13 protein-coding genes and 3 pseudogenes are annotated in these 14,781 nt (G+C 41.7%); 4 read left to right on the forward strand and 12 right to left on the reverse strand.

The features are described from left to right. Positions 1-175: 175 nt before the first annotated feature. The 6 genes and pseudogenes from ptsP to E0698_RS25520 all read right to left on the reverse strand — a co-directional run bounded on the left by ptsP (position 176) and on the right by E0698_RS25520 (position 5,715). Positions 176-1,883 (reverse strand): annotated as a pseudogene (gene ptsP, locus E0698_RS25495) (phosphoenolpyruvate--protein phosphotransferase). Beyond that, positions 1,876-2,151, reverse strand: coding sequence for an HPr family phosphocarrier protein (locus E0698_RS25500; RefSeq protein WP_192513342.1), 276 nt, complete (start codon positions 2,149-2,151; stop codon positions 1,876-1,878). The pseudogene ptsP and the gene E0698_RS25500 overlap by 8 nt, the downstream one beginning before the upstream one ends. A 57-nt stretch (positions 2,152-2,208) precedes the next feature. Then, positions 2,209-2,520 (reverse strand): PTS lactose/cellobiose transporter subunit IIA, encoded by a 312-nt coding sequence (locus tag E0698_RS25505; protein WP_192513343.1) that lies wholly within the window; start codon positions 2,518-2,520, stop codon positions 2,209-2,211. 2 nt (positions 2,521-2,522) lie between these two features. Next, on the reverse strand, positions 2,523-2,825 hold the full coding sequence (locus E0698_RS25510) for a PTS sugar transporter subunit IIB (RefSeq protein ID WP_192513344.1): 303 nt from the start codon (positions 2,823-2,825) through the stop codon (positions 2,523-2,525). A 19-nt stretch (positions 2,826-2,844) separates the two neighbouring features. Further along, the gene (locus E0698_RS25515) at positions 2,845-4,158 is read right to left on the reverse strand and encodes a PTS sugar transporter subunit IIC (protein WP_192513345.1); all 1,314 of its coding nucleotides are present in this window, start codon (positions 4,156-4,158) and stop codon (positions 2,845-2,847) included. A gap of 75 nt (positions 4,159-4,233) precedes the next feature. Continuing rightward, a complete protein-coding gene (locus E0698_RS25520; RefSeq protein ID WP_202895078.1) occupies positions 4,234-5,715 on the reverse strand; it encodes a glycoside hydrolase family 1 protein in 1,482 nt (493 codons plus the stop codon). A gap of 344 nt (positions 5,716-6,059) precedes the next feature. Here E0698_RS25520 and E0698_RS25525 point away from each other — a divergent pair, with 344 nt between their 5' ends. Further along, positions 6,060-6,842 (forward strand): MurR/RpiR family transcriptional regulator, encoded by a 783-nt coding sequence (locus E0698_RS25525; RefSeq protein ID WP_192513346.1) that lies wholly within the window; start codon positions 6,060-6,062, stop codon positions 6,840-6,842. A 108-nt stretch (positions 6,843-6,950) separates the two neighbouring features. On the opposite strand, the gene E0698_RS25530 is transcribed toward E0698_RS25525, so the two are convergent. After that, positions 6,951-7,229, reverse strand: a complete 279-nt coding sequence (locus E0698_RS25530; protein WP_238354155.1) for a hypothetical protein — start codon at positions 7,227-7,229, stop codon at positions 6,951-6,953. 211 nt (positions 7,230-7,440) lie between these two features. On the opposite strand from E0698_RS25530, the gene E0698_RS25535 reads away from it, so the two are divergent. Beyond that, positions 7,441-7,653: a helix-turn-helix domain-containing protein gene (locus E0698_RS25535; protein ID WP_273043256.1), complete on the forward strand. Its 213-nt coding sequence runs from the start codon at positions 7,441-7,443 to the stop codon at positions 7,651-7,653. Between the two features lie 187 nt (positions 7,654-7,840). On the opposite strand, the pseudogene E0698_RS27770 reads toward E0698_RS25535, so the two are convergent. From E0698_RS27770 to E0698_RS25545, 3 genes and pseudogenes are all read right to left on the reverse strand, one after another. Further along, positions 7,841-8,196, reverse strand: a pseudogene (locus tag E0698_RS27770) (aldehyde dehydrogenase family protein). Between the two features lie 27 nt (positions 8,197-8,223). Next, positions 8,224-8,900: pseudogene (locus tag E0698_RS27775) on the reverse strand (IS4 family transposase); the annotation flags it as partial. 595 nt (positions 8,901-9,495) lie between these two features. Next, positions 9,496-9,990 (reverse strand): PTS sugar transporter subunit IIA, encoded by a 495-nt coding sequence (locus E0698_RS25545; RefSeq protein ID WP_192513348.1) that lies wholly within the window; start codon positions 9,988-9,990, stop codon positions 9,496-9,498. A 63-nt stretch (positions 9,991-10,053) separates the two neighbouring features. On the opposite strand from E0698_RS25545, the gene E0698_RS25550 reads away from it, so the two are divergent. Beyond that, positions 10,054-10,761: a GntR family transcriptional regulator gene (locus E0698_RS25550; RefSeq protein ID WP_076112612.1), complete on the forward strand. Its 708-nt coding sequence runs from the start codon at positions 10,054-10,056 to the stop codon at positions 10,759-10,761. A 73-nt stretch (positions 10,762-10,834) separates the two neighbouring features. Here E0698_RS25550 and E0698_RS25555 read toward each other — a convergent pair whose 3' ends face one another. Next, complete coding sequence (locus tag E0698_RS25555; RefSeq protein ID WP_192513349.1) at positions 10,835-12,034, reverse strand: enolase C-terminal domain-like protein; 1,200 nt, start codon at positions 12,032-12,034, stop codon at positions 10,835-10,837. A gap of 255 nt (positions 12,035-12,289) precedes the next feature. Between E0698_RS25555 and E0698_RS25560 the strand changes: the two genes are divergently transcribed. Then, positions 12,290-13,684, forward strand: a complete 1,395-nt coding sequence (locus E0698_RS25560; protein ID WP_192513350.1) for a PTS transporter subunit EIIC — start codon at positions 12,290-12,292, stop codon at positions 13,682-13,684. A gap of 898 nt (positions 13,685-14,582) precedes the next feature. Here E0698_RS25560 and E0698_RS25565 read toward each other — a convergent pair. Then, positions 14,583-14,781, reverse strand: a 199-nt coding sequence (locus tag E0698_RS25565) for an IS3 family transposase (RefSeq protein ID WP_192513351.1), incomplete at its 5' end; no start/stop codon positions are given.

Consider the following 14,781-nt stretch of genomic DNA (forward strand, 5'->3'; position numbering starts at 1 on the left):
TTGTGGTGAGTTACCCTTTATTACCCGATTTGGCGGTTGAAGTGAATTTGGTAGCTTATTAATTGCGTTCTATATAGTTATATCTAAGATAAAAAAAGGCCAACTCTCACAAGAAAGTCGGCAAAATATGCGGAAAAGTGTTCAAAGAGTGTAAACGAAAACGAATTCCTAGATTCTACTTAAGTTCTTGAACAAGAGCTGCAACTTCCTCAGCGGTACTAAGCTGCAGTGCTTTGGATGCTAACTCCTTCATGTCGATACTGGATAACTTTGCTATCTGGCTACGCGCCGGCAGAATGGAGGTAGCGCTCATGCTGAATTCATCAAGACCCAGACCAAGCAGCAGTGGAATTGCGGTGGAATCACCGGCCATTTCACCGAACATGCCGGTCCATTTGCCTTCAGCATGCGCCGCGTCGATCACGATTTTGACCAGACGCAGAATTGCCGGATTGTATGGCTGGTACAGGTAGGATACCTGTTCATTCATACGGTCGGCAGCCATTGTATATTGAATAAGGTCATTTGTTCCGATGCTAAAGAAATCAACTTCCTTGGCGAACTGGTCAGTCAGTACCGCAGTAGAAGGAATCTCTACCATGATGCCGAGCTGGATGTTGTCGGAAACTTCCTTGCCTTCTTCACGCAGCATCGCTTTTTCCTCAAGCAGGAGGTCGCGGGCTGCACGGAATTCACCGAGTGTAGCAATCATCGGGAACATGATCCGCAGATCGCCGTGGGCACTTGCTCTCAGCAAAGCACGCAGCTGGGTGCGGAAAATATCCTGACGGTCCAGACACAGGCGGATGGCCCGGAATCCGAGGAACGGGTTCATTTCCTTCGGAAGCTCCAGGTACGGCAGCTCCTTGTCGCCGCCGATATCCAGCGTGCGGACAACAACCGGTTTGCCGTTCATATTCTCCAGCACAGTGCGGTAAGCATTGTACTGAACTTCTTCAGAAGGCAGCTTGTCGCGGCCCATGTACAGGAATTCGGTACGGTACAGACCTACGCCCTCGTCGCCGTTCTCAATGACACCCGTCACATCGTTAGGGGTACCAATGTTGGCAGCCAGCTCTACATGCTTGCCGTCAGCAGATACGGTGGCTTCATCGCGGAGCTTCTTCCACTCGGCAATCTGCAGATCGTACACATCCTGCTTCGCTTTATATTCTGCCACTTCGGCATCGCTAGGATTGATCAGCACATTGCCGCTCAATCCGTCCACAATGACCAGATCGCCGGCTTTAACCAGGGACAGCACGTTTTTGGTACCGACAACCGCCGGAATTTCCAAAGAACGGGCCATAATCGCCGAGTGTGAAGTACGTCCGCCGATATTCGTTGTGAAGCCCTTAACGAAGTTACGGTTCAGCTGCGCTGTATCGGAAGGCGTCAAATCCTGTGCGATGACGATCACTTCTTCGCTGATCTCAGCAGGGCTGATGTAATGAATGCCCAGCAGATGGTTCAGTACTCGCTTGGTTACATCGCGCATATCAGCTGCGCGTTCTGCAGGTACGCGCTTTTCATATTCTCGAACATTTCTACGAATTGAGTCGCTACTTCATTTAGAGCATAGTCTGCATTAACCGCTTCTTCACGGATTTTATCCATTACAGGACTGATCTGCTCAGGATCTTCAAGAATCAGCAGATGAGATTCAAAAATCTCAGCTTTCTTCTCGCCCAGCTCAGCAAGTGTTCGTTCCTTGATGCCCACAGTTCGCCCTTGGATTTCTTCAGAGCGCTCTGCAGCTTGGCCACTTCGGATTCAACATCGCTTACGGCAGTCTTTGTAATTGTGTAATCCAGATGTTCCAGGATAAATGCACGGGCTACGGCAATACCTGCTGAAGCCGCGATTCCTGAAATTTCACTCATGAATCTCTCCCAGCCCTTCTTTAACCATTACATCTTGAAGTGCGCTTAGCGCTTCAGCTTCTTCGCTGCCTTCAGTGATCAGAGTAAAAGTATCACCCGCATCAAGACCCAGTGACAGAACCCCAAGGATAGATTTAAGTGTTACTTTTTTACCTTTTGCTTCTGCAAAAATTTCAGTATCTTTAAATTTTGTAGCTGTATTTACCAAAGCTGTCGCAGGGCGTGCGTGAATTCCGTCTTCATCAACGATTCTAAATGTTTTTTGCATATCGGCTGTTCTCCTATCCAATTTCACTCCATAAATATATGGAAGCTATTTATATGTTTATTTCTTCATTCTTTCGTATAGAGCGATAAATTCTTCAGCGATGATTTTAAAAGATTCTGCACTCATCAACTGATCCTCTGCATGCATTAACAATAATGTAACATTAACAGGTTCATTATTTGCCTCTTGTGTAACTAATTTTTTGTGGGCACGGTGGCCCTCAACAAAAACTTTAGCACCTTCAGCAATTAATTCATGGGCTTGTTCAAAATTACCAGATTTGGCTTCTTGAATTGCTTCAATGTACATAGAACGTGCTGTTCCTACGGCAGAGATAATTTGAAAACTAACTAATTCAATTTCCTGCATCATTATTCTCCTATCATTCGTTTTGCTTGAGCCAAAACTTTTTTGCCATCCATAGCCCCGTAACTCATCATATCAATGGCCTCAATCGGCTTATCTGGAAACAGTTGCTTCAAATTTTTCTCTTGGAAGCGTACTTGCGGCCCTAACAGTATTGCATCTGCATCGTTACTAGTTGATGAAGCATCAGCAACGGGATATGCATTCACATCGCAGTCATAACCTTCTGCTTTAGCCGCCTCTCTAATTTTGGTCACGAGCATACTTGTCGACATTCCTGCTGTACATAACAAAACGATTTTTTTCATGATATCCACCTCATATAATTTAATTAGCTGCAACTAAATCATCAGTTACTGCTGATCTTGCCTGTTTGTTTGAAATCAATACAAATGGAATCCATACTAATGTTGTAACGATCAAACACACTGCTTGTACAATTACACCCTGCCAACCAAAACTTACGAATGCATTTAATAAAATAGGAACTCCAAAAGGCACATCCACAGCGTTAGGATGAATGAATCCAATATTCATTGAAAATAACGCGATTAACGCAGAGATACAGGAGTTAAAAACTAATGGAATAATGAAGGTTACGTTTAAAACTAGCGGTAATCCAAAAACCAATGGTTCACTAATTCCGCAAATGGATGGCAAAAATCCAAGCTTTGCAAGAGTTTTATGCTCAGGTCTTTTCGAAACGAGAATAATGGCAAACACCAACGAAATGATCATACCCGCACCACCAACAGCTACAAAACAACGCCAAAAACCAAAAGTGATAGGCTGTGTTGGGTCCATCCCTTGCGACACTGCCGCTACGTTTGCAGCAATAGCTACCGCCATCAATGGATTCTTAATCGGACTTGTAGCTTGCCCTCCATGTATACCCAGAAACCATAGAAGCTGCATAACGATAATTACTATGACAACACCAAATGGTGACTGGAATACGTTTTGCAAAGGAGCTTGTACAACAGAATAAATAAATTCATTGATAAATTTCCCCGTAGCCAACTGAAACAATACGCCAAGTATGGCAATAATCGTCGTTGTCAGAAATACAGGAATCAGTGAATTAAATGATGTGGCAACCATCGGAGGTACCTGATCCGGCATTTTAATCTTTATTTTCTCAAAATTCATTAAGAAAGTGAATATTTCAATCGCTAACACTGATACTAGCATACCAACCAATAGGCCTTCTGCTCCCAATGCAGAAGTTGCTAATCCAGCAGTTTTTAGAATTGTCCCATCTTCAGCTTTCATAGTTACAAAACTAGGAACCACCAGAATATAACAAATAATTGCTAAAATTCCTGAAGTAATTTCTGATACGCCGTTTCGCTTACCCAAGCTTAACCCAATCAGAAAGATAAGTGGGATAGCCATACATGATATTGTTGCAAAACTTATAACATCGAATGCCGGCTTCAAATTTGTTAGGAATGGAAGCCATTTGGCTAATCCAGTTTTCGGGTCTGCTATAAGCGTTGTAAGCAATGTACTAAATGAACCGATCATAATTAATGGCAGTAATTGCGAAAAGGCTGCTTTGATTACTGACAAGTACTTGTTTTGGTCTACTGCTTCTGCCGACCTTGAGATAACTCTTTCGAAATTGTCCTTGAAACTCATGTTTTACCATTCCTTTGTAATATTTATCTATTAAGGGTTTTGATCCTTTAAGCAGGAATGCACTTCTATGTTATATTAATTACTTAAATCCTCACCATTTGTACGAATTACTTTTTTGTACCAATCGAAGGACTTCTTCTTTGTTCTTTTGAGGGTACCATTTCCTTTGTCGTCTAGATCAACATAAATAAATCCATAACGTTTTTTCATTTCACCCGTACCTGATGAAACTAGATCGATACAGCCCCATGTTGTGTAGCCTAATAGATCCACACCATCTAGACAGACAGCTTTTTTCATTTCTGAAATATGATTTTGGAAATATTCGATACGGTTGTCATCCTGAATGGAACCATCGACTTCTACTACATCTTCCATACCGACTCCGTTTTCAACAATGAATAACGGTTTTTGATATCTGTCATACAGCTCATTCAGAACATATCGTAAACCAATTGGGTCAATAGGCCATCCCCATGCAGTCTCGGGTAGGTGCGGATTCTTAGCCCCATGCTGACCTCCTGTATCGGTTTTCTGAACTACCCCAGTATGATACACACTGGTCCGGTAATAACTGAACGCTAAGAAATCGGAAAGATGTTCTTTAATGAGCTCATCATCTCCTGCTTCTTTAACAATCGTTACACCTAAGTCCTCGAACATTGCTTCCGTGTATGAAGGATAGAACCCTCTCATCATGACATCTGAGAAGAATAACGCTCTTCTTCTATATTCCAAAGCTCCAAAAACATTTTCTGGTTTGCAGTCTTCAGGATAAATTCCGCTTAGTGCCAGCATGCAACCAATTTTAAAGTCCGGGTTTATCTCATGGCCTAGTTTATTTGCCAAAGCATTTGCAACAAACAAGTGGTGCATAGCCTGATAACGAACTTGGGCGCTTACTTCTCTGCATCCAAGTCTTGAATATCCCCTTAACACATTAATTTCATTAATAGGAATCCAGTACTTTACCTGATCCTTGTATCTTGTGAACACTTCTTTGCAGTAACGCAAGTAACAATCGATGGTTTCCCGGCCGTACCAACCGTCAAAATTATCAGCCAAGTATGCAGGATTATCAAAATGGAATATGGTAACCAGAGGCTCTATATTGAACTTCTGACATTCCTTAAATACGTTTTCATAAAACTGCAGTCCTTCTTCATTTGGCTGTTCTCCCTCAATACCCCCCTTTGGGAAAATACGGGTCCAGCTTATAGACATTCGAAAGCACTTGAATCCCATTTCTCCGAATAGTGCGATGTCTTCTTTATAGTGGCTGAAAAAATCAGTTGCATTATGACTTGGATAGTAAGCGTTTTCGTCAATGTAGCCTACAGCGCCCTCAGGTATGGCCAGTTCACGATCAAGAAATGTCTTGGTCCCATCTTTCAAAATGACTGATACCTTTCTTGGTGAATCCGCTGTCCCTTCGGTAAGAAAGTCATTGGTTGCAAGACCTCTTCCGCCTTTATCATATCCCCCTTCGTACTGAGTTGCAGCAGTTGCTCCTCCCCATAAAAAGTTCTCCGGGAATCTCTTCCTACCCACGATCATCTTCCTTTCTTTATCTGGATATAACTCTTTGATGTCTATGCATGTAAGCATATTCAATTGGTACGTTGTTATTTTAGCACTTTCGTATAATTTATTCAATATATATTTTATTCATGATTATTTTATTCTTTGAATATTAATATTCAGTGACAGATATGAAGAATCACTCTGTTGCAAATGTTTTTTTGTGATAAACCACTTGATAGTGTTATCTTTTTAACAAAAATCTGCAAAAAAAAAACGAATAGTATGTTATATTTATGTTTATTATATTCATTGAATAAAATATTCAATTCAAAAAGACGAAAATCCACTTGTTAATATTGTTATTTGGAGGAGCTTATATGGACCCAATTGCTCAAATGGAGTTATTAAAAGATACATTTTCACAGACAGAAATGAAGATCTATAAAAAAATCATAAAGGATCCTTCTTATGTGGCTCGTAGTGGTATCGTAGGCTTGGCAGAGTGGTGTGATGTTTCACAACCCACGATAACACGTTTTTGTAAAAAGATTGGCTTTAAAAAATATACTGACTTCAAATATACGATGTATCGCTATGTGATGATGAAAAACAATCTTGACCAAACAACAGACTCTCTTCCTTCAATGTTTCAACACTACCAAGAATTATTAGGATTAGCTGAACATGTATTGACCAAAGAAGTAATGAGTGAGCTCTCCACGTTTATTTTGTCTTTTAAGCACCTTTTTGTAACAGGAGTAACAGAAAGTTTTCTACCCGGGAAGCTCCTTGAATTAAAGCTTAGAAAACTTGGACTTTATGTATCTGCTATTCAAACCTCAGAGTTAAATGACATTTACAATTATGCTCAGGAAGATGATTTAACAATTGTGTTCTCTATGCGTGGTGGATCTGGCACTACAAATATGCTGGGTAAATTCTTTAATCAAAGAGAAAGTTTAAATGGACATGTGTTATTAATTACTATGAATATCAATAGTAAATACAAAGAGCTTGTAGATAAAATGGTAGTTCTCCCACAAATCACTTTGAGTGATACTCTGAATCAAACAAAAACTGATATTCTTTTTTATGTTTTTGTTGAAAATCTCGTTTCTTATATTGCGTATCAATTAAACAACACAATAGAGAACAGATAAAACCGTTCCCTATTGCGTTTGAATAACAACCCGAGGATATAACCAGAGAGGAACATCATTAGTGGATAAAGAGAGGCTTAGGTGTATAAAATTGCATGGTCAACTGCATTATTTATAATTCATTGAGTAATCGTTCATCCGGACAATATGTGCTCCGTAGGATAAATTATGCCGTCCGATCATGATGACCGGAACGTTGAGATCCATGAGCCTCGGCATGAACTTTTCCGTCTCTAAGGTCGCTTTTACAATAATTCCATCCACCATCTGGATATTCATGAAGATCTCATCAAGGTCCAGCAGAATCAGCTTGTACCCCATAGTCTGCAGGTGCTGCTTCAGCACCTTGGCGAAGTGCAGGAAATATAAATCTTCAAAATACATCATAAGTGCGGTTCGACAGAACGAGTCCGATGGTATGCATTTTGCCGGTAATCAGGCTTTTGGTCCCGGGTCACCGGGTTATTGGAGTCTCAATTCCCATGTGGAGACCAATATGCATGCCCTGATGCACACCAAGCAATATCTAATGAACAATACAAACCGCAAAATAAGCCTGGAAGAAATCGCGAGAATGTCTGGGATCAGTAAACACTAAATGGTCCGGCTTTTTTATCAGGCCTTCGGCATGAGCCCCATTCAATATCATCAATTGATGCGTGCACACGCCGCTAGGCATATGATTCAGTTCACCAATGAACCGCTGACGGTCATCGCCGAGAACTTGGGATTTTCCAGTATTCATGCGTTTAGCCCATTCTTTAAAACGATAGAAGGCAAGAACCCTTCTTATTACCGGCGCAAAAGCTGATACTAGCCCTTTGAGCAGCCCTGTTTTACCAGAAAGAGCGCCCTTCGGGACGCTCTCTTTCTGATTTTGCTGATGAAAAACAGATAGAAATAAATTGATACAACTCCCATGCTATGTTCAGGAGTTTGTCGAATATAATAAGCCCAAGCTATCAACTACACCAGCGATTATATTTTTATTTATCAAGCTAAGTAGGTAACTTTGTGTCGATGTACACTTGTCGGAGGACAATAGCTAATACAGGACCAAATACTTCTAACTGAGCAAGTTCGGATTGTGGGTCAACATCAGCGAACACCGTGGGTTCTAAAAAGTATCCTCCCGCGAGGTCTCCCTCAAGCTTGTGTGGTGAACCTCCAGTAATAAGGCGTGCACCGTCTTTCTTTACACGTTCATTATCCCAAGAATGCGCTCAACAGCTGCCTGATTAATAACCGGTCCCGATAAAGTCCTCAGGTCAAATGGGTCGCCTACTTTTATAGTTTTAGCTATCTGAGTGACCTGAGCAATTACTTGATCATAAATGTTGTCTTGGACAAGCATTCGTGTAGGTAGTGCACACCCTTGACTAGCGGTGAATCCTGCACTCAATGCCTGTTCGAGCAAGGCGACAACGGCATCCGGCTTCCTAGATAAGGCCTCCATTCGACGTTTGTAGCCGCTACTGCGTTTGGAGAGATTCGAAGCCATTTCGCATAACCGATTAGCAAGTTTGACTGAAGATAGCATGACAAAGTCAAGCGGAGCGAGACTAAAACTGTCTGACCAGCCCAGGGTTAGCATGGTGTATCCTTTAGTGAATTTTGCTCTTGGAATGGTCAAAGACTCGTGCCAGTAAACTCTGCTTTTTTGCTCCGGTTTCGGTTCAAAACGGAATAGCATGATGAACACTCGTATACGTGTAGATGAAATAAGCAATTCGAAACCCTGCACAATTCGAAGACTTAAGGTCTGCAAAAAGCGCGCCAAGCAAAAAAAGCTTAATTCAAAAAACGATAGATGACATCTTTGCCAGGAAGGTCCGCTCCACGGTCACTTTCCAGAAGTCGAAACCAGTTCTTTCCTTCGAATACCAAGGAGAACAAGATTTGAAAAATCGCTAGGCTCGAAAGACCAAAAGATTTGGAAATGCCCGCGTGTCGTAAGGCTTTCCCGATGTGGAGAGTGGCGAAAAGTTTAGAAAAACGAGACTGTTCAGACAGGGAATGTTGTTGTAACGTAGAGTTACGCACCTTTCTTGTTGGCATGGGCTCAACACTTCCATGATACCAAACAAGCGAGGTGTTTTTTGTCAATACGAGTAATTGTATTGAATTCTTCTTACTCTCTCAAGGGTTTAAACCGATTTTCCAGCTGCGAAAGTTGAGTTAGGACTGTTTTTAAGCATGAATGAGACCGTTTATAGCTTCAAAATGAGACCGAGAAATAGCAGCAATCCCTTGTGTGACAAGAGATTGCTGCTATTTGTATGTGGGCAGGACTATAAGTAATACAGCGTACAACCGTTATTTATACCACACAGAATTTTTATATTATATGGTAATATATACAAGAGCAATTCGTACTTCTGTAATCAAATTATTAGCGAAAACAACTTAATTATTGCATTATAATCCAGACCTAATGATCAAAAGCCATTTTGAATGTGTTAGGGCTTTTTAATACGTCGTTACACCTGATATTTGTTGTATCCTTCTGAGATTTGCTGAATTCAAGCATGTACGGTGGGTGAGAGGACGGGGGCTTGCTACCCCCTCCTACTCAATTATTAGCGAAAACCTATTTAATTTTCAAAATATGAAATGCAGACTTCAAAACTGCTACAAGGCAGCCCTGAACAGCTTAATAAAATATACGTAACACCGTCTCGTTCTCAGGTTGTTTACTCTCGCTTACAACCTCGACCCGCGAGACGGTGTCCTGTCCTCCTGGAACAACGATGGGCGTAACAGTAGAACATCCGTTTTCCCGGAGAGTTTCGATATCAAATTCCAGTAGAAGCTGCCCTTTTTTTACCCGGTCGCTGTTGCTTACATGAGCTGTAAAGCCCTTTCCTTTAAGAGAAACGGTATTCATGCCAACATGAATGAGCAATTGAACGCCGTTCTTGTGCTCGATGAGAATAGCATGCTTACTCTTTTCCATGATATGGGCGATAATGCCGTCAAAAGGAGCAATGACCTTGCCGGAATCTGGCAAGATGGCGAATCCCTCGCCCATCGCTTTACTTGAGAAGGCTTCGTCCTGAACTTCATTCAGAGCTAAGAATTGACCGGAGAGAGGCGATGAAATATCTATGGAAGGCGATTCTATCTTTTTTTTCTTAAACCCAAACATAGGTTTTCCTCCTGTAACTGTGTGTTAGAATAGCAATGAAATAACGAATAGGGGGCCTGCCTTGTGAACAAAAGAGACTTTGTCATCCATGATCTGCTCAGTAAAATCTATCAAAAACATTATTCAGACTGGAAGCTTCCTACAGAAAGAGAATTGGCGGCGCAATATAAGGTTTCCAGATTTACAATACAAGAATCCATTAAGAAGCTGAAATATATGGGTATGGTTAAGGTTGTCCAGGGTTCGGGTATTTTTATTAACAAAAATATTCAAGCCAGTCCGCTGATCTACAACTCACTTACAGAGAATCCTTATTCCAATATTCAGTCTAAGGTCATCGAGCTGCAGAAGCTTCCTTCCACCCCTAGTGACCAGCAAATCTTTAATATAACTGCCGAGGATGAAGTGTGGATGTACCAGCGCTTGAGAATCGTTAACTATCAGACAATGCAGATTGAGCAGTCGAGATTGCCTGCGACATTATTCCCTGTATTAACACAGAAGGATGCCGAAAATTCCATTCAGTCATTTGTGAAAAAGCATAAGTTCACTATCTCACATTACCTGAATACTTATGAGGCAATCTCGCTTGATAAAGAACAAGCGATGTTCTTGCAGCAGAAAAAGAAAAGTCCAGCAATGAAAATTTCAAGCCGTGGAATACTGAATAACGGTACCATTTTTGAAATCAGTGAAATTGTGGCTGTCGACTATAAGTGCACGTACTTGACGGCCTTCAACAACGAGCATCACAAAAGAAGAAACCTCTGATACGCAGCTAATAATTGACCTGAAACTCTCCGTGCTGACCGCCTGTGCCGGAGAGTCTTTTGCTGCGCCTTAATTACGGCGTCATTAGCGTCCCGTCGGGTAATCTGGCCTGTGTCCATTCATGCATACGGTATTCCACCGGGAAGGCACCTGCCTGTTCCTCATTGAACTCCACGCCGATGCCCGGCAGATCAAGCGGATAAATATAGCCATCAATGGCGTCAATATTGTGCGAAAATACGCTGCGGGTGTTTGCTTTAATCGGAATATTCTCCTGAATCGCTGCATTATGCAGATGAATGTTGAGATGTGTATTGACGGCAATTCCAATTGGCGTAATATCGGATGGTGTATGCCAGGCGATACGAACCCCGAAAGCCTCGCATAATGCTCCAAGCTTCAGCGCAGGTGTAATTCCCCCGATTTGGGATACATGGCAGCGGATGAAATCAATCTGTCTACCCGCAATCAGGTTTCTCCATTCCAGCGGATTGTTGAACAGTTCGCCTGTGGCAATCGCCGTTGACGTTTGTGAGCGGATCTGCCCTAACCATTCATTCTGATCCGGCGGCAAAATATCCTCGATAAAGTAGGGCTTATACGGTTCGACCGCTTTGGCAAACTGCACTGCCTGATTGGGGAATAACCGCTCGTGAACATCATGAAGAATATGGAACCGGTTATTATACTTTTCCCGCAAAAGATCAAACATTCTGACCGTAGTCTCCATATACTCGTCCTGATCATAATAGGAGCCCGCTGTGGAAGTGGCCGGAGAGTGCAGCTGTGAAGGATTCCCCCCGTAGAAGCCAAGCTGGCAACGGATGTGCTTGTATCCTTGTTCAAGGAGTCCATCGATCTCGCTGTACAGATCTTCAATATTGTCAGCAACTGCATGAGTATATGCCGGAATGGCATCCCGTGATTTGCCGCCAAACAGCTGATACAATGGCATACCGGCGAGCTTGCCTTTAATGTCCCATAGAGCCATATCAACACCGGAAACTGCATTATTCAGAATAGGTCCGTTGCGCCAGTATGAATTGACCATCATCATATGCCACAAGTCTTCAATATGGTTGGCGTCACGGCCAAGTAAAATCGGTCTGAGGTATTCCTCTATGACGAGCTGGACGGCTTTGGGCCGTTGCTGAAAAGTGGCGCAGCCATATCCAATGACTCCATTATCCGTATTTACCCGGACAACCACCAGATTATGACGGTCAGGTTTTAGTATAAAGCTTTCCACATTAGTGATGATGGTAGGGTTCATGTTTCTCCTCTTTTCTACAATTTCTAAGAGTATTGAACCATAGTTTGAAAGGAAGAATCAATTTGGTTTGGTAAACCGATTGAATAACGAAAGATATCAGTCCAATTATGATAAAAAATGAATAAAAACCCTTTGTTATAAAGGTTTTTTTGAGAAATACTAACCATTTTGGACTGCTTTTATTAGAAGTTTCTTTATGATACTATTCAGTGTGTAAGCGGAACCAATATCCATTAGGACAGGAGAATTCTTATGATGAGCAAAGAGAAAGCGATTAAGGACATGATTGCAGGAATAGGCGGTGAGGAGAATATTGAAAACGCCTGGCATTGTATGACACGACTTAGATTTGAGCTGAAAGATAAAAATAAAGTAGATATTATGAAAATCAAAGAGTTGGACCCAGTACTTGGTGCGCAGTTCAATCAAGACCAGTTTCAAATAATACTAGGTCCTAAAGTCGGAGAATATTACACCGTTCTAGCTAATGAGCTCAAGCTAAAGGATGCGCAGAGTCCTGAAGAGGAGAAGGGAAGCAAGCAAAAAGTAGGTTTTGTTACTCTCTTCATGAACATAGTATCTGGCGTATTCGGGCCCATTGTACCAGCAATTGCAGGTGCGGGATTAATCAAAGGACTTATTGCCGGTTTGACTGCACTTCATTACATCTCGGATAAGAGTGAGACCTTTCAAATAATAAATATGATGGCCAGCGGTGTGTTCACTTTCCTGCCATTCTTCCTGGCAGCCTCGGCGGCCAAGATTTTCAAGACCAATCAGTATTTGGCCATTGCCATAGCGGCAACTATTATGTTCCCAACGATGGTGGATGCGGCGAAAGCCGGTGAAATATCCTCCTTTCATTTCCTTAATCTGCTCCCGATTCCTGTTTTCAACTATAGCGGAACCGTCATCCCGATTATTTTTGCCGTTTGGGCGATGAGTTATATTTATGGCTGGGTTAACAAGATTGTTCCGGAAGTGCTCAGAACGGTAGTTACACCAACGTTGACTCTATTTATCTCTGGATTTATGGCTTTAGCTGTTATTGGTCCAATCGGTGTCTATTTAGGAAACGGACTGGCTTGGCTGGTTCAAGGCTTGTTTGACATCTCCCCTGTTCTGGCTGGTGTGATTGTTGGTGCGATTCGTCCAATAGCTGTCTTTACGGGCATGCACCATGCCATGACCCCAATTGCGCTGCAGAACTTTGCAACACAAGGCTACGATATGTTAATGCCGATGATGTGTATGGCTAACTTCTCGATTGTAGGCGCAACCTTTGCCGTGTATTTTAAAGTGAAGACCTCGAAAGAAAAAACAATTATCGTCTCCGCTGCCGTCTCCGGCTTGCTGGGAATAACAGAGCCCGCTTTGTTCGGGGTGTTAGCAAAGTACAAAAAAGCCTTCTTGGCTGCCACGATTGCCAGTACGGTCGCTTCCGCCTACATTAGTTTCTTCGGTGTCCGTTTGTACGGATATGTACTGTCCAGTATTTTCAGTATTCCGGCATACATCGGCCCCTACTTTGTCTATGCAATTTCGGGAATGTTCATTGCAGTTGCGGTAGGTTTTACCGTTTGCAATCTACTATTGAGTAAAAATGATGTTGAAAATGCCAATAAAGCCTCCCTGCAGTCTGCACAGTAATGCAGCAAATAAGTTATTTGCGGGAAGCATTACAGGTACCGAACTTAATTTTCGCAGGTAGCATTAAACTTTGCTGTATAACGTTTTCGAAAGATATTGAAAAGCTCGCACTCGTTTCAAGAGAAGATATACGTCTTTTAAAACATTATATGCTTTCAGTCACATAACATTTCGGATCCCCTGAAATCCTTTTTTGAATCAGCCACTTCATGCTAAACGAATGATTTTAGGCAAAAAGAACTTCCCATTTACGGAAGTTCTTTTTTCTTTCTCAGGTTAATCACTCTTTTATTGAAGATGCGAAATCACTGACTTAAATATCTTAGTTCTCTCTTTTAAAGCATTTGAAACCATATACTCAGTACATTTTTAAACGATTGAAGTTCATCCTCAGAAATACTAGGCTGCTGGGCTCTTTTATACACATTTTATCTGCCAGTTCACGACGCTGGGTAATGGACTCACTAGTATAGATATAGTATACCGCAATTCATTGGCTCCTAGTCATACTATATATTCTTTAGACTTTTTAATACAACATCCGCCGAGACTGCAGTTGCCGCTATAAGGTTCTGCAATGCGATAGGAATGACGAGGTGTACAAGCTCTCGATTGAACGTACGATTAAAATTAGTGCCTGCTGTATTTACCAGCTTTACACGTTTTTGCACTCTACCCCCTGCTTTCATAAAGCATCTAATTCTTTAAAAATTGTACTCAATCTTCTTTGTTTTTTTCCACAAAATCGGGTATTATAATGCAAAAATCGTATTTTCTTTTATGAGGTATTGCTACGAATACATCACTTTAAGTACTCTCTAATTTCTCTTTTATATAAAGCTAATGTAGTGACACAGTGGACTACTGTCAATAGAATGGACACCCAAAGTCGAGAACTTCAAGCGGGTTTTCGGTACAATCGTTCATACTGATTTGGAGATACATAACCCAGAGAAGAGTGGATTCGTTTTCCATTATAAAAGCATGTAATATACTCGAAAATCTGCTTCTTTGCCTCATGACGGGTTTTGTAGTGGTCTAAGTAAATCAGTTCCTTCTTTAGAACGCTGTGAAAGGATTCGATACAGGCGTTGTCA

The sequence above is a fragment of the Paenibacillus sp. 23TSA30-6 genome (assembly GCF_014858585.1).
In the GTDB taxonomy this organism is placed as follows: domain Bacteria; phylum Bacillota; class Bacilli; order Paenibacillales; family Paenibacillaceae; genus Paenibacillus.

Coding starts and splice junctions, on each gene's coding strand:
- E0698_RS25505 (WP_192513343.1), bottom strand. CDS start 2,520: ATGCAGGAAATTGAATTAGTTAGTTTTCAAATTATCTCTGCCGTAGGA.
- E0698_RS25520 (WP_202895078.1), bottom strand. CDS start 5,715: ATGATCGTGGGTAGGAAGAGATTCCCGGAGAACTTTTTATGGGGAGGA.
- E0698_RS25500 (WP_192513342.1), bottom strand. CDS start 2,151: ATGCAAAAAACATTTAGAATCGTTGATGAAGACGGAATTCACGCACGC.
- E0698_RS25515 (WP_192513345.1), bottom strand. CDS start 4,158: ATGAGTTTCAAGGACAATTTCGAAAGAGTTATCTCAAGGTCGGCAGAA.
- E0698_RS25525 (WP_192513346.1), top strand. CDS start 6,060: ATGGACCCAATTGCTCAAATGGAGTTATTAAAAGATACATTTTCACAG.
- E0698_RS25530 (WP_238354155.1), bottom strand. CDS start 7,229: ATGATGTATTTTGAAGATTTATATTTCCTGCACTTCGCCAAGGTGCTG.
- E0698_RS25555 (WP_192513349.1), bottom strand. CDS start 12,034: ATGAACCCTACCATCATCACTAATGTGGAAAGCTTTATACTAAAACCT.
- E0698_RS25510 (WP_192513344.1), bottom strand. CDS start 2,825: ATGAAAAAAATCGTTTTGTTATGTACAGCAGGAATGTCGACAAGTATG.
- E0698_RS25545 (WP_192513348.1), bottom strand. CDS start 9,990: ATGTTTGGGTTTAAGAAAAAAAAGATAGAATCGCCTTCCATAGATATT.
- E0698_RS25560 (WP_192513350.1), top strand. CDS start 12,290: ATGAGCAAAGAGAAAGCGATTAAGGACATGATTGCAGGAATAGGCGGT.
- E0698_RS25535 (WP_273043256.1), top strand. CDS start 7,441: ATGGTCCGGCTTTTTTATCAGGCCTTCGGCATGAGCCCCATTCAATAT.